The 20285-nt window shown below is 43.4% G+C and carries 22 protein-coding genes; 2 read left to right on the forward strand and 20 right to left on the reverse strand.

Annotated elements, in window-relative coordinates; genetic code table 11:
* The first annotated feature begins 42 nt into the window (after positions 1–42).
* Both D2V05_RS15290 and D2V05_RS15295 read left to right on the forward strand, forming a co-directional pair.
* Positions 43–2154 carry a thioredoxin domain-containing protein gene (locus D2V05_RS15290; protein ID WP_119648457.1) on the forward strand — a complete coding sequence of 704 codons (2112 nt, stop codon included), beginning with the start codon at positions 43–45 and terminating at the stop codon, positions 2152–2154.
* A gap of 79 nt (positions 2155–2233) precedes the next feature.
* Positions 2234–3061, forward strand: a complete 828-nt coding sequence (locus D2V05_RS15295; RefSeq protein ID WP_119648458.1) for a mechanosensitive ion channel family protein — start codon at positions 2234–2236, stop codon at positions 3059–3061.
* Here D2V05_RS15295 and tsaB read toward each other — a convergent pair.
* From tsaB to gcvH, 20 genes are all read right to left on the reverse strand, one after another.
* The gene (gene tsaB / locus D2V05_RS15300) at positions 3058–3735 is read right to left on the reverse strand and encodes a tRNA (adenosine(37)-N6)-threonylcarbamoyltransferase complex dimerization subunit type 1 TsaB (protein ID WP_119648459.1); all 678 of its coding nucleotides are present in this window, start codon (positions 3733–3735) and stop codon (positions 3058–3060) included. The genes D2V05_RS15295 and tsaB overlap by 4 nt on opposite strands.
* Before the next feature lie 16 nt (positions 3736–3751).
* On the reverse strand, positions 3752–5113 hold the full coding sequence (locus D2V05_RS15305) for a TolC family protein (RefSeq protein WP_119648460.1): 1362 nt from the start codon (positions 5111–5113) through the stop codon (positions 3752–3754).
* 42 nt (positions 5114–5155) lie between these two features.
* A complete protein-coding gene (locus D2V05_RS15310) occupies positions 5156–6268 on the reverse strand; it encodes an efflux RND transporter periplasmic adaptor subunit (protein WP_119648461.1) in 1113 nt (370 codons plus the stop codon).
* 35 nt (positions 6269–6303) lie between these two features.
* Entirely contained in the window at positions 6304–7560 is a 1257-nt protein-coding gene (locus tag D2V05_RS15315; RefSeq protein ID WP_119648462.1) for an ABC transporter permease, read from the reverse strand.
* Between the two features lie 2 nt (positions 7561–7562).
* Positions 7563–8792 carry an ABC transporter permease gene (locus D2V05_RS15320; RefSeq protein ID WP_119648463.1) on the reverse strand — a complete coding sequence of 410 codons (1230 nt, stop codon included), beginning with the start codon at positions 8790–8792 and terminating at the stop codon, positions 7563–7565.
* A complete protein-coding gene (locus tag D2V05_RS15325) occupies positions 8785–9486 on the reverse strand; it encodes an ABC transporter ATP-binding protein (protein ID WP_119648464.1) in 702 nt (233 codons plus the stop codon). Before D2V05_RS15325 ends, D2V05_RS15320 begins: the two co-directional genes overlap by 8 nt.
* 108 nt (positions 9487–9594) lie before the next feature.
* A complete protein-coding gene (locus D2V05_RS15330; protein WP_119648465.1) occupies positions 9595–10695 on the reverse strand; it encodes an efflux RND transporter periplasmic adaptor subunit in 1101 nt (366 codons plus the stop codon).
* A 32-nt stretch (positions 10696–10727) separates the two neighbouring features.
* Positions 10728–11984 (reverse strand): ABC transporter permease, encoded by a 1257-nt coding sequence (locus tag D2V05_RS15335; RefSeq protein WP_119648466.1) that lies wholly within the window; start codon positions 11982–11984, stop codon positions 10728–10730.
* 16 nt (positions 11985–12000) lie between these two features.
* On the reverse strand, positions 12001–13245 hold the full coding sequence (locus D2V05_RS15340) for an ABC transporter permease (protein WP_119648467.1): 1245 nt from the start codon (positions 13243–13245) through the stop codon (positions 12001–12003).
* A gap of 100 nt (positions 13246–13345) precedes the next feature.
* Positions 13346–13558 carry a hypothetical protein gene (locus tag D2V05_RS15345; protein ID WP_119648468.1) on the reverse strand — a complete coding sequence of 71 codons (213 nt, stop codon included), beginning with the start codon at positions 13556–13558 and terminating at the stop codon, positions 13346–13348.
* A 6-nt stretch (positions 13559–13564) separates the two neighbouring features.
* Positions 13565–14101 (reverse strand): DUF420 domain-containing protein, encoded by a 537-nt coding sequence (locus tag D2V05_RS15350; protein WP_119648469.1) that lies wholly within the window; start codon positions 14099–14101, stop codon positions 13565–13567.
* Positions 14098–14841 carry an SCO family protein gene (locus D2V05_RS15355; RefSeq protein WP_119648470.1) on the reverse strand — a complete coding sequence of 248 codons (744 nt, stop codon included), beginning with the start codon at positions 14839–14841 and terminating at the stop codon, positions 14098–14100. The genes D2V05_RS15350 and D2V05_RS15355 overlap by 4 nt, the downstream gene beginning before the upstream one ends.
* Positions 14822–15454, reverse strand: a complete 633-nt coding sequence (locus D2V05_RS15360) for a hypothetical protein (protein ID WP_119648471.1) — start codon at positions 15452–15454, stop codon at positions 14822–14824. The genes D2V05_RS15355 and D2V05_RS15360 overlap by 20 nt, the downstream gene beginning before the upstream one ends.
* Positions 15455–15524: 70 nt before the next feature.
* On the reverse strand, positions 15525–15908 hold the full coding sequence (locus D2V05_RS15365; RefSeq protein WP_119638607.1) for a cytochrome C oxidase subunit IV family protein: 384 nt from the start codon (positions 15906–15908) through the stop codon (positions 15525–15527).
* Between the two features lie 14 nt (positions 15909–15922).
* A complete protein-coding gene (locus D2V05_RS15370) occupies positions 15923–16897 on the reverse strand; it encodes a cytochrome c oxidase subunit 3 (RefSeq protein WP_119638606.1) in 975 nt (324 codons plus the stop codon).
* 92 nt (positions 16898–16989) lie between these two features.
* Entirely contained in the window at positions 16990–17571 is a 582-nt protein-coding gene (locus D2V05_RS15375; protein ID WP_119648472.1) for a cytochrome c oxidase subunit 3, read from the reverse strand.
* A gap of 1 nt (position 17572) precedes the next feature.
* Positions 17573–18475 (reverse strand): heme o synthase, encoded by a 903-nt coding sequence (gene cyoE / locus D2V05_RS15380; RefSeq protein WP_119648473.1) that lies wholly within the window; start codon positions 18473–18475, stop codon positions 17573–17575.
* Positions 18476–18647: 172 nt separating this feature from the next.
* Positions 18648–19352 carry an energy transducer TonB gene (locus tag D2V05_RS15385; RefSeq protein ID WP_119648474.1) on the reverse strand — a complete coding sequence of 235 codons (705 nt, stop codon included), beginning with the start codon at positions 19350–19352 and terminating at the stop codon, positions 18648–18650.
* A 54-nt stretch (positions 19353–19406) separates the two neighbouring features.
* Entirely contained in the window at positions 19407–19757 is a 351-nt protein-coding gene (locus D2V05_RS15390; RefSeq protein WP_147378295.1) for a VanZ family protein, read from the reverse strand.
* 49 nt (positions 19758–19806) lie between these two features.
* The gene (gcvH, locus tag D2V05_RS15395) at positions 19807–20187 is read right to left on the reverse strand and encodes a glycine cleavage system protein GcvH (RefSeq protein ID WP_119638601.1); all 381 of its coding nucleotides are present in this window, start codon (positions 20185–20187) and stop codon (positions 19807–19809) included.
* Between the last annotated feature and the right edge of the window lie 98 nt (positions 20188–20285).

The raw sequence follows: 20285 nt of genomic DNA on the forward strand, positions 1-20285 counted from the left end.
AGCGTCCCAAGGGACGCTTTTTTTATTCCCAAAAGTGAAGAAATGTCCATTAAGTTTCCATTCTTCCTCCTAATTTTGATGGTCTTCCTAGGCTGTAACCCAAAACCCAATAAAGTGACCCACGAACATACCAATGCGCTAATCCACGAAACCAGTCCCTATTTATTGCAACATGCCCATAATCCCGTGAACTGGGAAGCTTGGCTTCCTGAGGTTCTGGAACGGGCCCAAAAAGAGGATAAATTGCTGCTCATTAGTATTGGATATGCGGCCTGTCATTGGTGCCATGTGATGGAAAAGGAATGTTTTGAAAATCCCGAAGTGGCCAAAGTGATGAACGAACATTTCATCAACATCAAGATCGATCGTGAGGAACGGCCAGATGTGGACCAAATTTATATGGATGCCATACAGATGATTTCAGGCAACGGTGGTTGGCCCCTGAACATTGTGGCCTTGCCCGATGGCCGTCCGTTTTGGGGTGCTACGTACGTCCCCAAAGAAAATTGGATGAGATCTTTGGAGCAACTGGCAGAACTTTACCAAAAAGACAAACCTCGTATCACCCAATATGCCACAGACCTTGGGAATGGGTTACACGCCATCAATTTGGTGGAGCACAACAAGGAAAATGACCTTTTCAACTTGAATCAGCTAGAAGCTGCAATCCATAATTGGTCCCTATATTTTGACACCTTTTTGGGCGGACATAAACGGGCACCTAAATTCATGATGCCCAACAATTGGGATTTTCTGTTGCACTATGCCACAACCCAAAACCGCAAGGACATTATGGAAGTTGTGGACACTACCCTAACCCGAATGGCCTTTGGAGGCATTTTTGATCATGTGGGAGGTGGATTTTCACGATATGCCGTGGATACCAAATGGCACATTCCCCATTTTGAAAAAATGCTCTACGACAACGGGCAATTGATCAGTCTATACGCCAAGGCCTACGCCGTCACCAAAAATGAACTGTACAAAAAGGTAGTGCAGCAAACCATTGCTTTTACTCAGGAAGAGCTGTTGGATGAAAGCGGAGGGTTTTATTCTTCCTTGGACGCTGATAGTATGGACGAACATGGCGAACTGAAGGAAGGAGCCTATTACGTATGGACGAAAGAAGAATTGGAACGATTACTGGGTGAAGATCTTGATGTTTTTCAGGATTATTTCAACATCAACTCTTATGGGCTTTGGGAGGATGAAAATTATGTACTCATCCGGGATAAAACCGATGAAGAATTGGCACAAAAACATGGCATTTCCACTTCAGAATTACAAGAAAAAATGAAGGCTGACTTGGCCATTTTAAGAAAAGAAAGAAGCAAGCGCCCCAAACCCAGATTGGATGATAAAATCCTTACTTCTTGGAATGCCTTGATGCTGAAAGGACTTGTAGATGCCTATCGCTATTTAGGAAACGATGAATATTTAAGCTTGGCTTTGAAAAATGCCAGCTTTATTCAAAGGGAAATGGTAAAAAAAGATCATTCGCTTTATCGCAACCATAAAGAGGGAAAAAGTACCATAAATGCCTTTTTGGAAGATTATGCCACCTTGATTGACGCATATATTTCCCTTTACGAGGTCACTTTTGATGAGCAATGGCTCCAAAATGCCAAAAGGTTGACCGATTATGCCCATCAACATTTTTTTGACGCAGATTCGGGCATGTACTTTTTCACATCGGATGAGGACCGTTCTCTAATCCGAAGAAGCATTGAGACCAACGATAATGTGATTTCTTCTTCCAATTCCATCATGGCCAACAGCCTATTTAAGTTGGACAAATATTTTCATGGTGAAGGTTATGATTCCATCGCCACTCAAATGCTTAAAAACGTGCAGCAGGATTTTGACAAAAGGGCACAAGGCTTTGCCAATTGGTTGAACCTAGTGTTGTACATCAATCAAGATTTTTATGAAATTGCCCTAGTGGGACCAGATTTTAAAACTATGGGACAAACAATAGGAGCCATCTATATCCCCAACAGCATTTTGGCCGGCTCTGTAAGCGAAAGCAACCTCGAACTGCTTCAAAATCGGGAGGTTTTGGGTAAAACGTTGGCCTATGTTTGTATTGAAGGAGCCTGCAAGCTTCCCGTTTCAACCGCAAAAGACGTATTGGAACAGATCAAGCTTCCCTGACAACATTAACATTTGTTTGCGTTCCAAATTTTTTATTTAAAAGATTATTGACTAGGTTGTCCACAAAACAGAAATCCTTATGAAACAACTGGAAAACTACCAAGAATATATTGACAAAGCGGTGATGTGGGGCATTGGTGTATTGCCCAACCTTGTTATGGCCATTATCATCTTTTTTGTTGGGTTTTGGGTCATCAAATTCATCAATAAGATGGTACGTCGCTTTTTTGCAAAGAAGGATTACGACGAAACCCTGGAATCCTTTCTGCAGAGCTTTATCAGTATTACGCTTAAGGCTTTGCTGTTTGTATTGGTAGTCACCCAATTGGGCGTAAAGACCTCTTCCCTAGTTGCCATTATAGGTGCCGCCGGTCTGGCCATTGGCCTGGCCCTGCAAGGCTCATTGGCCAACTTTGCTGGAGGTGTCCTCATCCTGATTTTTAAGCCTTTCAAAGTGGGCGACTTTATTTCAGCCCAAGGTATTGATGGCACTGTAAAGGAGATTTCCATTTTCAATACCAAGTTGAGCACTTTTGGTAATCAGATAGCCATTCTTCCCAATGGGCAATTGTCCAACGGGAACATCATTAATTATAATATGGAAAGTACCCGTCGTGATAAAATTGATGTCGGGATCGGGTATGGGTCCAATATCAAGGAAGCCAAAGAAATCCTTTTACAAATCTGTGCGGAAAATCCAAATATCAACACTGAACCTGCTCCCGAAGTGTACGTTGGTGCATTAGGAGATAGTTCGGTGAATCTGACCTTACGCTTTTGGGCCAACAACGATGTTTTCTGGGCCGCCCATTTTTATGTGATCGAGCAAACCAAGTTGCGCTTTGATGCTGCCGGAATCGAAATCCCATTTCCACAGAGGGTCATGCACCAAGCAGCGAAGGGCTAGGATTTCTTTTTGGTCTGAAGGACAAAATCCTTTAAGTAATAGGGTTCAAAATAGGCTACGTCCTCAAAATCCTTATGCAGGAATTTATGGTAGGCCAGGGATGCCATTTCCTTTGCTGAAGGGACCACAGAGGTGTCAAAATTATAGTTCGGGGCATGCAGGACCTGTTGGCACTTTTCGGCTCCGCTGCCGATAATATGAACTTTGGGGAAGGAGAAATAATCCCCAAAAGAATTCTCATCAATGATTTCGGCACGGGTTTCCCTAATTTCTTGGTATCGATGGTCAAACACGCAGGAATACACCTCCATACGCCTAGCGTCCAATACCGGAATTACCACTTCCCCTTCTTTCAAATCAACTTTATGGGCCATACTTTCCAGGGTGGGAATGGAAATCAAAGGTAGGTCCAAAGAAAAGCAAAGTCCTTTTGCGGAGGAAACCCCAATACGAAGTCCGGTGTAGGAACCGGGACCCTTGCTTATAGCAATGGCATCGAGGTCCGAAAATGACAAAGAAGCCTCTTGCAAGGCTTCTTTGATAAATAGGTGCAATTGTTCCGAATGCGAATAATCTGCTGCATTGTTCTCCTTAAGACAGAGAATCTCGTTGTTCTTTGAGACACTTACGGAGCAATTGGTCGTTGCTGTTTCTAAGTTTAGTATAATGGCCATAGCGGCCACAAAGATACTAGTTTAATGAAATGGGCAAACCAAAGTAGAACTCCAATATTTTGAGTCGGAAAATATAATCGTACTTGGTACGGATCACATCTGCCTTGGCATTGTCTACCCTAGCCTGTGCTTGACTAAAGTCGAAAGCGTTCATCAAACCATTGTCGTAACGTTCCTTGGCATAATCATAAGCAAGTGTGCGGGCTTCCAAAGATTTCAAAGCGGCCTCATAGGCTTTTTCAAAAGTACTTACATCCACATAGGCCTGTTGAATGGTATTCTCCAAAGCCAATTTATCCTGTTCAAACTGCACCTTTGCTTTTTCTAAACTGATCTGGGAACGCTTTACACTGTTACGTGCGCTCCATCCGTTAAAGATGGGAACATTCATCTGAAACCCATAAGATATTCCATCATTTTGCCACAACTGGTCCTTAAAATCAGAGCGGAACAATAATGGGGTATTTGTGGTCGGATCTAGAACAATTTGGTATTGATTACTGTAAAAGGTGTTGTAATTGAAAAATGCACCAATGGTGGGAGCATATGCGCCTTTAGCAATCTGAACATCTTTCTTTGCCAATTCCACGTTAGATTCTGATAATTTAATATCGTTTCTAAAGGTCAGAGCCTTATCAAAGATGACCTTGGCCGAATTCTTCAAAATATCGGAAGGTGGGATATCAAATTCTTCCTCCGCTATATCGAAGTTTTCATAATCCGTAAGCTGCAGCAATTGGGCCAAGTTTACACGGGCTATCAACACATTGCCCTCACCGTTTACGATTTGTTGTTCCTGATTGGCGGCAGTCGCCTCAATCTCCAACAGATCGCCCTGTGGCAAAACCCCTGATGCAACCAGCTCCCTGGTCTTTTTCAAATCTTGCTCCGTAACGGCATACTGCCCTTTGAAAGACTTCAATTGTTCCTTTCCTGAAAGCACAAGTAAATAGGCATTGGCTACGTTCAAACGGATATCGTCCTTCAAATTATCCAATCGATATTGGCTTGCAATGGCGTTCAGTTTGGCCCGATTTAATCTGTGAACATTCCTCAATCCATCGAACAAGGTCATATTTGATGATATGCTAGGAGAGAATGAGAAAATCTTTCCGGCAACATTACTGTTACTATTTGGATCAATAACAAGTCCGGATCGTTCGGATACAGAAGCATTTGCATTTAAACTTGGAATAAATGCACCTTCTGCATCTGATTTATCGATTTTGACATTTTCCAGATCCAATTCAAACTGTTGAATTGTCAAATTGTGTTCCACTGCATATTCCACACATTCCTGAAGCGTCCATTTACGCATTTGCGCCGTGGACACGGAGACCGTGAACAACAGTAGGAGTATCGTTATGCTATTTTTCATTCGTTTTTTGATTTTTGGTTCTTAATTGTTGGTCAGCCATTATTAATTATCGTCCGACTTTTTCTCTAGCTTGTTCCAAACCTTGATCTTGGAGTTTTCATCGATTCCGGAAACAATTTCCACATCGATACCATCACTTACACCCAACTCCAGGTCTTTTCTTTCGAACTTGTTCTCACCTGTTTCTACCTCTACATAAGGTTTTTCCGTTTCCTTATCGAACTGTAGCAAAGCTTCTTTAATAGAGAGTACATCTTTCTTCTCTTCCAAAACAATGGAAGCATTGGCACTGTACCCTGCCCTAACATAGGAAGTAGAATCCGGGATGTGCATATCACCTTCAATCTTGAACTGAACGGCACCTTCTTCCTCCACACCTTTTGGTGCGATGAATTTTAATTTGGCCTCGAACTTTTGTTCTTCCAAAGCACCCATGCTAATTTCCAAAGGCATTCCTACATGCAATTTACCAACTTCAGCTTCATCCACTTCTCCTTCAAATATCATTTTGCCCATGTCGGCTATAGTGGCTATAGTGGTACCGTCGTTAAAGTTGTTACTTTGAATTACCTGGTCCCCTTCCTTTACCGGAATTTCCAAAATAGTCCCGGAAACAGTAGCCCTAATATTGGTATTGGCACTGGCCGAGCCACCCGCAGATCCTTTTTGAATAATCTGGTAATCGGCCTGGGCATTCTTCAGTTCTTGGGTCGCCTGATCAAAGGTCAATTTCAAGTTGTTGAAATCCTGACTGGAGATTACGCCTTTATCGAACAATACTTTGTTCCTATCATATTCAATTTTGGCATTGTTAAGAGCAAGCTCTGCATTGCGGACCCTTCCAGCTGCCTGGTTCAAGGATTGTTCGTTGGGAACCACCTTGATCACGGCGATAAGGTCTCCTGCCTTAACCTTTACCCCTTCTTCCAAAATAATCTTGTCTATGATCCCGGATATTTGGGGTTTGATATTGATCTCGTCTTCTGGAATGACCTTTCCTGTAACAATTACCTTGTTCACAATATCCTTGCGGATTGCGGTTTCGGTCTTGTAGAGTTCAACAGGTGTACTGTTCTGTTTTAGAAAGTATACCATGGCGGCCAAAATTCCAATGACCGCTACTCCAATCAATCCGTACTTTACATACTTGTTCATTATCGTTTATTTGATTCGTTATTTATTTGTGTTGATTATTCTTCTCTTAATGCTTCTATAGGCCTTACCCTTACCGCCCTGTTGGCCGGCAACAATCCAATCAGTACGCTCAGTCCCACCATCAATACAAAGGAGACAAAAAACTGTGGCACACTGATCATAGGCTTTACAAAGGGAAAATTGTCCCCGCTGCCCCACATGGAGTCCATGATGGACAAAATCCCCACGGAGATAGCAAAACCCACCAGGCCTGCAAAGGTGGTCAATACGATGGCTTCGACCACAATTTGTCGTTTCACGATTTTTGGGGTTGCACCCAATGCTCTTCGCACTCCAATTTCCTTGGTCCTTTCCTTTACCGTAATCAATAAAATATTACTGATCGCAATGACCCCGGCCAGCAAGGTAAAAATGCCGATGAAAAATGAAAATCCTTGAAGAACAGTGGTAAAGGCCGTAATGTTGTTGAAAATCTCGGACATATCGAAACTACCTATCGCCCGTTCATCATCCGGATGGATATCATACTTGGCCTTTAAAATATCCTTGATTTGCTTTTCGACCACAGGAACGGGTGTATTCTCCTGTACCGCAATGGCCATCCATCCCATTAAATCTCCCGAGTTGAAGGCCTTTTGAAAAGTGGTAAAAGGAATGAATACTGCATTTTCCCCATCAATGTTGATGTTGTTGTTGGGTTTGTAAATGCCCACGACGGTGAAATACACCCCATTGATCCTAATATCTTCCCCTATGGCTTTTTCCCCCTTGTCGAACAATAATTTATAGGTCTCTTCCCCAATGACACATACTTTTTTGGAGTGGTCCATATCGGTCTGGTTCAGGAACCTGCCTTCCACCAATTTCTTTTTTGTGATATTGTCTATTTCCGGATAATCCCCATATACAGCAGAACCACTTGTTTGCCCATTACGATAAACAGTGACCGTTCCCCTATGGCTTGCCAGTTCTATTCTTGGCGCTAAAACCTCTATTTCTGGAATCTGCTTTTTTAGAATCTCTGCATCCTCAATTTTATACCGGATCCTACGTCCCCTTTCAAAACCTTTGTATGGCATTGAGGTCTGTTGTCCCCAAACAAACAAACTGTTGGAAGCTGTTCCAGCAAATATCTTATTAAAACCGTTGCTCATCCCATTGGCAGAACCAAGCAATAACACCAATATGATCATGGCAAAAATCACACCCAACATGGTCAAGAACGTACGGAACATGTTCTTGCCCAGCGTATGAAAAATTTCAAACCATAAGTCCCTGTCGAATAACCACATAATTATTTATCGCTTAGTGCTACAATCGGTTTAACATTTGCCGCCTTCATGGCTGGTAACAGACCGGCCAATACTCCAGCAATAATCAATATGATAGTGGCAGTAATTACCGTGGAGGCACTTACCGATGGATTACTGAAGGCCGGCGTTTGGAACATTGGACCCAATGCGGCAAGTATGATCCAAGCAAACAATAGTCCCACAAAACCTGAAATGGCGGTAATGAAAACAGACTCCAACAAAACCAAGTTCACAATTTGTCTGGGTCTTGCTCCCAAGGCCTTCCGCACTCCAATTTCTTTGGTTCGCTCCTTTATGGTGAAGACCATGATGTTTCCTATCCCCACAATACCGGCAATGAGAATCAAAAATCCGACCCCGATACCGATGCCCTTCAAAACTGCGGTAAAACTGCTGATGTTCTCAAAAGCTTCCGCATAGTTCCAAACGTATAGCCCGGCCTGATCCTCTGGATCGATCTTGTGCCTTCTTTTCATCAAATCTTCCAACCTTCCAGAAAATTCCAGTGCCTTGGCAAGGTCGTAGGTAGGGTTATAGGTAAGGGCAATGGTATTGATATCATTGGTATTGCCATAGATGCGTTGATAGGTACTCAATGGAGCATGTATCCTTCGCTCCGCATTGTCATCCCCGTCGTCGGTAAAAATGCCAATTACCCTAAAGGGCAACCCATTGATCTCGACAAAATTACCCACCGGATCTTCTTTTTTGAACAGATCCTCTGCAACCTTTCTGCCAATTACGGCCACTTTGGCCTTGTTCACCTGATCGGCTTCGTTGATATATCTTCCGGCCATGACCAAGGTCTTCTCTATGATTTGATCTTCGGGCAATACTGCCTGAATGGAATAGGACCCTGTTTCACTTTTATATCTCGCGGTTCCATTGGCATAATATCTGGCGCTTATGTATTCAATATCTTCAGGAAAGCTTCTTTTGATATATTCAATGTCATCGTTCTTCAACTGAATACGCCTGCCTGCCTCAAAACCGGCATAGGCCTTGGAGGTGGTTCCGGGACGAACGAAGATGGAATTGGTGGCATCATCATTGAATTGGTTGGTAAAACCATTCTGCATACCATTGACGGAAGCCAATAGCATCACCAAAATAAAGATGGCCCATCCCACAGAGAATCCAGTTAGGAAGGTCCGTAGCTTGTTCGTCTTAATCGTGTTGAAAATTTCCTGCCAAACGTCGCGATCAAACATATTGCTCTGCCCTTACTTGTTCTATTTTTTTGTCCTCCACGATCACACCATCCTTAAGGTGTACGATGCGTTTGCACATGTGCGCAATATCCTCTTCGTGAGTCACCACCAAAATGGTATTGCCTTCGTCATTGATTTTTTGGATCAAGTCCATGACCTCATAGGACGTTTTACTATCCAAGGCTCCCGTTGGCTCATCCGCTAAAAGTACTTTGGGCTCAGCTGCCATGGCCCTGGCTATGGCCACCCTTTGCTTTTGTCCACCGGACAACTCACTCGGATGGTGGGTAGCCCATGGTTTAAGACCTACCCTGTCCAAATACTGCATAGCCTTTTCCTGGCGCTCCTTTCTAGGTACTTTTTGATAGTACAGTGGAAGGGCCACGTTCTCCAAGGCACTTTTGTAATTGATCAAGTTGAAGGATTGGAAGATGAAACCCAGGAACTTGTTCCTGTACTGTGCAGCTTTGGTTTCACTGAGGTTTTTGATAGGCACCCCGTCCAAGGTATATTCTCCTGAATCGGCCCCATCCAACATTCCCAAAATGTTCAACAAGGTGGATTTTCCAGATCCTGAAGACCCCATAATGGCCACTAGTTCCCCTTCTTCCACTTTAAAATTTATCCCCTTTAAAACATGAAGGGAGTTGCTTCCCATTTTATAGGATTTATGAAGATCTTTGATTTCTATCATGATTGGTTATGTTAGCTATCTTTTTTAACCTCTTGCTTGTTAGACCTACAAGTTGTTAAATTGTTACAGCAATTATTTAAATTTTTTGTTAAATGATTGATTAAAGGCCTATTCTTCAGCGATTGCGTTCCAAACTTTTATCTTATCGGTAGCAGCTAGGCCCGATTTGACCTCTACAAATATCCCGTCGCTTACCCCCAATTCCACATCGCGACGTTCAAATTGTTGGTCGGCCGTTTCAATCTCCACAAAAGGTTTTTTGGTATCCCCATCAAACTGCACCAAGGCTTCCTTAACGGCCAAAACACTATCGGCACGGGCCAGAATAATGGAGGCATTTGCGCTAAGTCCCGCACGGATAAAGGTGGTATCGCTTTTTTTCAACGACCCTTTGATCTCAAACTGGATAGCTCCATTTTCCTCTTTGCCTTTTGGAGCGATATAATCCAAGATGGCATCAAAGACCTTATCCTCTATGGCCCCTACGGTAATCTCCAAGGGAAGGTCTTCTTTGATCCTCCCTACTTCGGATTCGTCCACCTTACCTTCAAAGATCATTTTGTTCACATCGGCAATAGCGGCTATGGTGGTCCCTTCATTGAAATTGTTGCTCTCTATGACCTGGTTGCCCACTTCCACGGGCACCTCCAGCACCATTCCGCTCACAGTAGCCCTGATCATAGTATTGGCAGCATTGCTCAGTCCGCTGGTGGTTCCCGTTTTCACGATATCATATCGTTTATTGGCGGCAGCATAGGCTTGTTTGGCCTGATCATAGGTTACCTGGGCGCGTTCCATATCGGTTTTGGAGATCACCCCTTTTCCGAACAGCGCAGTTTGCCGCTCCAGGTTCCGCATTTGATCGTCCAGATTGATTTTGGCTTCATCAATGGCATTTTTGGCATCGTTAAGCGCTGAAAGGTTAGGGACCACTTTGATCTTGGCCAACAGGTCGCCAGATTTTACAAAATCCCCTCCTTCAACGAATATTTCCTCTATCACCCCAGAAATGTTGGGTTTGATCAATACTTCTTCCAAAGGAAGAATACTGCCCGTGGCCACCGCTTTTTTAACAATGGTCTGTGTAGATGGTGTTTCGGTCTCATATATTACCGGATCTTCAGCGTTTTTCTGATAGAGATAATACATGGAGCCACCGAACACGATTACGATGAGCAACAGGATGGCAATGGTTACCGACTTTTTCATTTTTATATGCTATTATTTTGATTGATTTCTATTTATTCTGTTCGTAATGCTTCAATGGGTCTCACCCGAATGGCACTTTGCGCCGGGATGAATCCGGCCAATAACCCAGAGACCATTAAAATGGTCAGTGCCCCGGTAACTACCCCAACACTAACACTTGGGCTCATGAACATATCCACCGGGCCCACACTATCCAAAAGGGAATTGATCCCGAAAATGACCAAGGATCCAAAAATGATACCCATCATTCCTGAAATCAGGGTCAAAAAGATGGATTCCATCAAAATCTGTTTTTTTATGGACCAAGGCTGTTCCCCAAGAGCCCTACGGATTCCGATTTCCTTGGTGCGTTCTTTCACCACGATCAGCATGATATTACTGACCCCAATAATTCCGGAAAGCAACACCATGATCCCTACGATATAGGCTACCGCCTTCAATGCCCCGAATAGGCTTTCCACCCGGTTATATTGTTCGTACAGGTCAAAATAACCAACGGCCCGGGTATCTTCTGGATGCACTTTGTGCCTCTCTTTCATTACGCTCACAATCTTATCTTTCAACACGGAAATGGAACTGCCATCATTGGCGGTGATGGCCATCCAACCTACATCCTCGCCCCTATTAAAGGCTTGGGAAAACGAAGTGAAGGGCACAAAGATTTCCTTTTGGCCTTCTTCCCCTCCTCCACTATTGTTCTTTTTATAGGTACCGATTACCAGGAAATTCACTCCCTGAATTTTAATGTAGGTGCCCAGCGGATCTTCATCCTTATCATAAAGGTCGTTCCGAACGCCCAACCCGATAATGGCCACTTTTCTCTTCTCGTTGATGTCGTTGTAGTTCAAGAACCTTCCCGAAGTAACCGCCATGGGATCTTGGTTGATGATTTCCGGATAATCGCCATACACATTGTAGGCTCCGGTCCGAATACCTCGCACCACATTATTGTTGCCCCCAAAACCGCCCAATTGGTTCCTTGGGGAAATAAACCGAAGGTTCGGCACATTGTCTCGAATGGCCTGTACATCATTGATCTTAAACTCAAATCGTCTCCCCTGGGGCAACCCTTCATAGGCACGGGTAGTGGCACGCGTCCACATGAACATGGTATTGGTGGCAATATCACCAAAGTCTTTTTTAATTCCGTTTTCAAGTCCCTTTCCAGCAGCCAAGAGTACAATCAGGATAAAGATGCCCCAACAGACCCCAAAGGCCGTAAAAATGGTACGCCACACATTGCTTGTGAGGACTTCCAGAATTTCCCGCCATCTATCTCTATTGAACATCTTGACTTACTTATATTTATTCGTCCCGAAGGGATTCTATCACTTTCACTTTTGCGGCCCGGTAGGCAGGGACAAATCCTGCCAGGGTTCCCGCAGCGATCAGTACGAGTACCGTGGAGAAGGCCACGTTGAAATTCACAGAAGGGTTCAACACATAATCCACCTCAATATTGGGTCCTACGAGTTCCAATAAGGCCATACTAAAGATCAGCCCGGCAAAACCCGAAATGGCCGTCACGAAAATAGCTTCGTGCAGGATCATCCCGATAATGGACCAAGGTTTGGCCCCCAATGCCTTTCTAATCCCGATTTCACGGGTGCGCTCCTTCACCACGATCATCATGATGTTACTAACACCTACCACCCCGGCAATGATGGTACAAATCCCCACAAACCAGAAAAAGAGCTTGATGTTGTTGGTGAGGCCATAGTATCTTTTTGCCTCTTCCATAGCGCTCCATACCTCCATGGCACTGGTATCGTCCGGAGCTACGGTATGCACCTGTTGCAGATATTCCCTAAGACCATTTTTAAAATCGATGGCCTGTGCCACTGCTTGATCGAAGTTTTCTACAGGGGGAAGGGTAAAGGACATGTTGTTCACCCGGTTGCCTCCATTAAAGGCCTTTTGTGCTGTGGTAATAGGGATGTAAATGCGCTCTTCCTCACGATCTTCCATTTCTTTGTAAACGCCGATGACCTTGAAGGGTATTCCCGACACATCGATGAACTCCCCAATGGGCGTCTCCACTTCGTTGAAAACATCCTTTTTGATCTTATTGCCAATAATGGCCACCTTGCCTGCACTTGCTTCATCTTGGTAGTTGATGAACCGACCTTCTATCATGGAGGCATTCTCTATAAACTGAAAATCGGCCGCCACTCCCTGAACGCTATAAATAAGGGCTTCCTTTCCATAGTTGACCGTAACCCCGCGCACAAAGGTGCGAGACGAACCATATTCAATATCACTTTTGAAGATGGCAGAGGCGTTATCGAAATTTTCATTGACCAGTTGAATGGGTCTTCCGGGATTGAGCCCTTTGTACTCTTTTGAGGTTACGCCTGGCCATACCCAAACACTGGTAGAGGCATCTTCCTTGAACTCCTGTTCAATGCCGTTGCGCATACCTTGCCCAAAACCCAAAAGAATAACGAGTATGAAGATACCGGAGGCTACGGAAAGCCCGGTCAAAAAAGTACGGAGTTTGTTCTTTCGGATGGTGTCAAATATTTCTTGCCACCGCTCAAGGTCGAACATAGGTTAGCGATTTTGATTGATGAATACGCAAGCGTACATGTATTAGATGAAAAAAACCGCAAAATGTTACACCTAATGAGAAAAAAAATGGGTTTGGGGCCTATCCCCTCATTTTTCTGTAGATGAAATAGAACAGGGCGGCAATCAAAACATAGGGCACGGCCATTAAGTAAACTATCCCGTTATTGATTCCTTCAGCAGTGCCTCCATCCGCTTCGCTCTCCACTACTGCACGGCACATGGCACATTGAGCATCCATCACCGATGGAAACGCCAACAATACAACAAAAACCAATAACAGTTTAACCTTCATAATACATCAATATTGATAGTAGGGAGAAATCATGATATAGACAACCACCCCAGTAACGGCAACATACAGCCAAATCGGGAATGTATATTTGGCCCAAAGCCTGTGGCTTTCAAAATCGTCCAAATATACCTTCGAGTATGTGATAAGCACTAAGGGAATAACGGAAATGGACAATACAATGTGCGTCAAAAGAATGAAATAATAAATATATTTCAAGAAACCTTCCCCTCCGTAAATAGTCGTCTCCGACGTCATGTGGTACGCCACGTACATAATCAGGAACAAAGCCGACAAGACAATGTTGGTGGTCATCAACTTTTGGTGCAGGGACTGCCTTCCATTTTTAATGGCCACTACCGCAGCAACCAACAATATGGCCGTAATTCCATTGATGGCCGCATATATGGGCGGTAGAAAAGATAAGGGTTTTGCATTGGGGATCTTATAACCGAACAGCAATGCCACAACCAAAGGTATCGCAATGGATATCACTGTTATCCATTTATTGAACCGTTTTTCCTTCAAAGAAATTTCCTCGGTCATTCTGCCAATAATTTTTTAATGTCCTCTTTTAATATGGTAATCTGTTGGGTCTCACCCTCATCATTTACCCCTTGCTTTTCGGTAATGGTTCCCCTATAATAGATCAGTGGGTTACCGAACTCATCCTCACGGGAGCGAATATACCCATTTTTATCCACCAATGCGAACATCCCAGAATGTTCAAATCCTCCGGGGGCATCCCCATTTTCACTGGCGAAAATGTAAAACCCTTCTTGGGCTAGATTGTATATGGCTTCTTGGTCACCGGTCATCAAATGCCAGTCCTTGTCGGTGATACCGTATTTTCTCATATACTTTTTAAGGACCGAGGGAGTGTCATACCGTGGGTTTATGGTAAAAGAGGCCACCCCAAAATCATCATGGTCCTTGAAGGTTTTCTCAACTTCTACCAAGTTTTTGGTCATAATGGGGCAAATGGTCGGGCAAGTAGTAAAGAAAAATTCCACCACATAGACTTTCCCTAAATAGTCCTTGTTGGTGATCATGACACTGTCTTGGTCCAAAAAGGAAAATTCGGGCACCTTTCGCCTTTTTCCCTCATTTACAATAAAGGCCAATGGCCTGTGCTGCATTCCCACGCTCATTCTGTCGTTCTCCACTATGGTACCGCCCTTTATCCGTTTGGTGATTTCATGGACCGCAAAACTCCCGAAAATCAGGATGATTGCGGATACCCAAACGTAGGTGTATTTTTTCTTCTTATTTGCTCCTGTCGGCATTGTTCTTTTTTAAAGCGAGGCGGTATTCTGCCAAGATGATCTTGACGTCGTCCACCATTTTATTGTTAAGCTCCGCTACGGAAGACGTATCGAAACCAAATTTAACCCCTTCGTCCTCATCATCATTCCTTCCCCTTAGGCTCAAATCCTTATCGATGATGAACACATAAGGAGTGGAAAGGTCACTGGCCAGTTCCACATCAGTTCCAAGCCCTTTGAAATAGGATTGTATCTCTGCTTCGGAACCAAAGGCAAAATGCCATTTGTCCACATCGGAAATTTCACCCAGTTCCTTTTTCAGTTCCTGCGCCTCGGTTTCACTTCCCTTGGGAACGACCATCACCACCTGAAAATCGTTGAACTCCCCAAAGCGTTTGTATATTTTTTGGTTCAGGTTGAAGGCATTCCCTTTCTTATCATCCAAATTGCTTCCCAAAAAACCCAATATGGTAATCTTGTCCTTCAGCTGCACCTGACTGTCCATTTCGGAAATATCAGGAATCTTTTCTTTCAGGACGGGCAGTTTTCCAAAGTGATTGATCCCCGATGCAAAGAATAGATAGGCCACTACCGGGAACACGAACAGAATAAATAAAACAACCTTTTTTTTCATGAAATCCTAAACCGTACAAAAATAAAAAAAGACGGTTGGAAAACCGTCTTTTATTGCTGTTAATACTTTCTTAGAAGTTCCAAGTGAGGAATCCGTCCTTGTATACATTGTAGATATAATCCGCTTCGAAAAGCAAGATAAAGATCAAATAGCATATCAAGAAAACAGGTGTCCAAACGATAACCCTTCTCAAGGAATTCTTTTCATCACGCAAATGCATAAAGTCCCAAGCAATATAATAGGCCTTTACCAAGGTAAGGATGATGAAGATCCAGTTCAGTACTTTCATTCCCAAAATATGGCTATGGGTCAATGCCCTTGGCTTGGTGATACCCAAGGCTACCTCAACAGTGGTCACAATGGAAAGGAATATCAATACGCCCCATATTTTTTGGGTGTTCGACTTAAATTTTAAAAGTCCTCTAAAAATTTCGAGTTTATGATCGTGTGCCATGAATAATCAATGTTTTAAACCAAGTAAAAGAATGTAAATACGAATACCCAAACCAAATCCACAAAGTGCCAGTAAAGACCAACTTTCTCTACCATTTCATAATGCCCTCTGCGCTCATAGGTTCCCAAAATCACATTGAAGAAAATAATGATATTGATGATAACTCCTGAGAATACGTGGAATCCGTGGAATCCTGTGATAAAGAAAAAGAAGTCGGCAAACAATCGGTGACCGTATTCGTTGTGGATGAGGTTTGCTCCTTCCACTACCTGAACGGCATGGGAAAGTTGTGTCAGCGATTGTGCCCTATCCAGAACGGTCTTGTGCCCTTCTTCGTTCAATTGTTCGGTTCTGATAACGATGTTCGGGTTTGCTTTGAAACCTTCAACAACCTCGTTCAAGGAGAAAGACGTTTTGTACCCTTCACTAACAAACCAAATCCCATCATTCTTTTCATGTTTTACCCTTTCTTCCGGCAACGTCTTGGCGAAATCGGCCAAAGATAACCTTGCCCCACTTTCGGCATCCACAAATTGTAGGATCTTTCCAGCCTTGGTCTCTACGGCACCATGGTCTCCCCTGATAAAAGTTGACCATTCCCATGCTTGGGACCCAACGAAGATAAGACCACCGATAATGGTAAGGAACATATAGAGGATGACCCTGTTCTGTTTCATCTTGTGCCCAGCGTCCACAGCCAATACCATGGTTACGGAAGACATGATCAGAATAAAGGTCATAAAGGCCACATAGTACATCGGAAAGTTACCGTGGAAAAAGGGCACGTGCGTGAACACCTCATCGGCAATAGGCCAAAGTTCAATGAACTTGAACCTTGAAAAGCCATATGCCACCAAAAATCCAGAAAAGGTAAGTGCATCAGACATGATAAAGAACCACATCATCATTTTTCCATAGCTAGCGCCCAGAGGTTGATTACCACCTCCCCAAACGCTGTCTTCAGTACCGGTTGTTACCGTTGCATCCATATAAAAGGTCGTTTTATTAAAACTTTCACAAATTTACACCTTTTGACGTATTCGAAAAGATAAAGTTGAAGTAAAACTACTCCAACCTAAATTTATTTCATGAAATACATGAACACAATCAAATACACCCAAATAAAATCCAAAAAGTGCCAAAACGTGGCACCCAATTCCATCCCCAACATTTTCTGGGCCGTATATTTTCCCCTCAACTGTTGCACCATCACTACCAAAAGGGTGATCAAACCCGCTACAACGTGGGCAATGTGAACGGCTGCAAGCAAAAACACATAGGACATTTTGATATTACTGGTCGGTCCTGTAAAGTAATATCCGTTCTCCAACATTTGGGAAAAACCCATAAACTGCAACACAATGAAGGTGATACCCAATACCAAAGTAGTCACCAGAAAAACAGTCGCTTGCTTCTGGTTGCTTTTTTTAACGGCCCTCCTGGCCAATATATAGGTAATACTGCTCAAAATGATGATTGCCGTACTCACGAAAAAAGCCTGCGGGAGTTCCAGATCACTGATCCAATCATCGCGCTTACTGCTCACGATATAGGCACTGGTCCAACCGGCAAAGCCCATGGTCAAACTCACAATTCCGAACCAGAGCATCATCTTTTTTGCCCTGATTACTTTCTCTTCTTCTGTTCCTTGGGTCAAATCCATATCAACTGACAAACTTATCTATAACGTATATTACTTGAATCAATGAAATGTAGGTCACACTGGCCAGCATGAGCTTTCTTGCCGATATGTTGTCCCTTTTTTCGTATAGCCTAAAGGCAAAGAACAACATGACCAATCCGGCCAAAAGTACAACGGCCGCTGCCACAATGGACAATTGCAGACGACCAGTAATTCCGAAAACGGGAATGATGGAGATTACGATCATCCAAAACGTATAAAATATGATCTGTATGGCCGTTCCCTTATCCTTATTTCCTGTTGGGAGCATTTTAAATCCGGCCCTTTTATAGTCTTCGTCCAACATCCATCCCAATGCCCAAAAGTGGGGAAATTGCCAAAAGAACTGGATCATGAAAAGGGTTCCCGGCTCTATTCCAAAATCGTCCGTGGCGGCCACCCAACCCAACATAAAAGGTATAGCCCCCGGGAAGGCCCCTACAAAAACCGAAAGCGGTGTCTTGGTCTTCAAAGGAGTATATACACTGGTATACAAAAAAATGGAAATGGCCCCGAACATGGCAGTCTTTGGACTTAGCGCCAAAAGGGAAAGAACTCCCAGAACCGTTAACGTTACCGCAATGGTCAAGGCGGTTTTCACCGACATTCTCCCCGATGGGATGGGACGGTTCCTGGTCCGTTTCATCAAGGCATCCAAGTCTTTTTCTATGACTTGGTTATAGGCATTGGAAGCCCCTACCATACAATAGCCACCAAAGGTGAGCAACAAAACGGAAACCAAATTGATTTGATAGGCCCCCAAAAAATATCCCGCTATGGATGAGAACACCACGCTGATGGCCAATTTGGCCTTGGTGATTTCCTTGAAATCAGTAAAAATCAAAGAAAGGGTATTGCTTTTAACGGAACCTACTGCAGATTTCATCCACTATGTTAATTGGCTGGCAAAGATAACGCCAGTGTCCATCTTTTGCAACCCAAGAAAAGGTTTTATGACTCTTGAACAGCATATTGAACAAATAAAAACCATAAAAAAAGCCCTGACGTTCACATCAGGGCTTTTTCCATTCCTGCCTCAACAGGAATCATGTATTCTTTTACTGAAGTTTGAAGGTAATCGGAATACTGAAAGGTACTTTTACCGGTCTTCCCCTTTGCTTACCTGGGGTCATTTTAGGTAATTTTTCAATAATCCTTCTTGCTTCGGCTTCCAAGTTCTTATCCGGTCCACGCATTCTGATATCCCCGATACTTCCATCTTTCTGGATGACGAAGATTACGCTTACCCTACCTTGAACACCCATTTCTTGGGCAATTTCTGGATAACGGAAATTTTTACGGATATGCTCTTGCATTTGCTCTTGGAAACAAGCCTTTTTATCTTTAGCTCCTTCGCAACCTGGAAAAACAGGTACATCCTCGATCACGGCAAATGGAACCGAAATATCTTCTTCAACCTCTTCTACCTCTACCTCTTCGATCTCAACCACTTCTTCTTCTTGGCTGGTTTCGGTAGACTCGATTACGGTTTCTTCCACTTCCTCTTCATCTTCTACTACCTCGATTACCTCTGGTGCTGCTGGCGGTGGTGGTGGTGGCGGTGTTTTGATCTGCTCCGTCATCGGCACTTCTTCGTCCAACTGATCCTCCACGTTCAAGGCAATGTCATAGTCATTTGCCTTATCGTATTTCTTCCACTCCATAGCGTAGTAGACCAAAGCCAAAACAGCTGCCATCCCTACTACAAAGTAAAGGGAGCTGTTCCGTCCTACATTCGCTTTTGGATTCTTTTTTAATTCCATCCTTTCAAAAATTTAGTGTTCGCTAATTTAATTATTTATTGGTTAAATAAACAATTAAAATTTCCATTTTAACGGCTTTTCCTTAGAAAAAAGCCATCGAATTAATCCAATTCCTGTTAATGCTCCCAAAGAATTTGCCAAAACGTCGCCAATTTCGGCCATTCGGTCCGTGGTGAACATATACTGTAAAACCTCAATAATTATGCCATAGGATATAGCTGTTACCAGTACCATTATGGTAGCCTTACCCAACGGGATATTCCCCTTTGTTCGCTCCCTAAAACACAGGCTACCCAAAAAAGCAAATCCAGTATAGAACACAAAATGCGTTATTTTATCCGCATAGGGAATATCTATACCACCAGTATCCAAGTGAAGGGTAGAGAAAGAAAATAAGCTGAGCATTGTAATAAACACCGCCCAGCTTATGAACAATAATGTATATCGGTATGCTTTAAGCACCAATCAATGCCTTATAATCTTCAGCGCTCAAAAGATCGGCTACCTCGGATTCATCGCTTATTTTGATCTTGATCATCCAACCATCACCATACGGGTCGGAGTTTACTTTCTCCGGTTCGTCTTCCAATGCCTCATTGAACTCGATGATTTCCCCGGTCAACGGTAAAAAAAGATCGGAAACTGTTTTCACGGCCTCCACGGTTCCAAAAACCTCTTCCTTGTCCAAGGTCTCATCCAAGGTCTCCACCTCAACATAAACGATATCCCCCAACTCTCCTTGGGCAAAATCCGTAATACCGACTGTGGCAATATCCCCATCGATCTTGACCCATTCGTGGTCTTTGGTGTACTTTAATTCTGATGGTATGTTCATTATTATATGTTTGAATTAGTCGCTGGACAAATGTAACAGATTGCGGATTGCTTTTCAAACAATACCTTCAATTAAATTGAAGGAAAATGATTTGGGGC

The organism is Flagellimonas pelagia (assembly GCF_003584135.1).
GTDB classification, from domain to species: Bacteria; Bacteroidota; Bacteroidia; order Flavobacteriales; family Flavobacteriaceae; genus Flagellimonas; species Flagellimonas pelagia.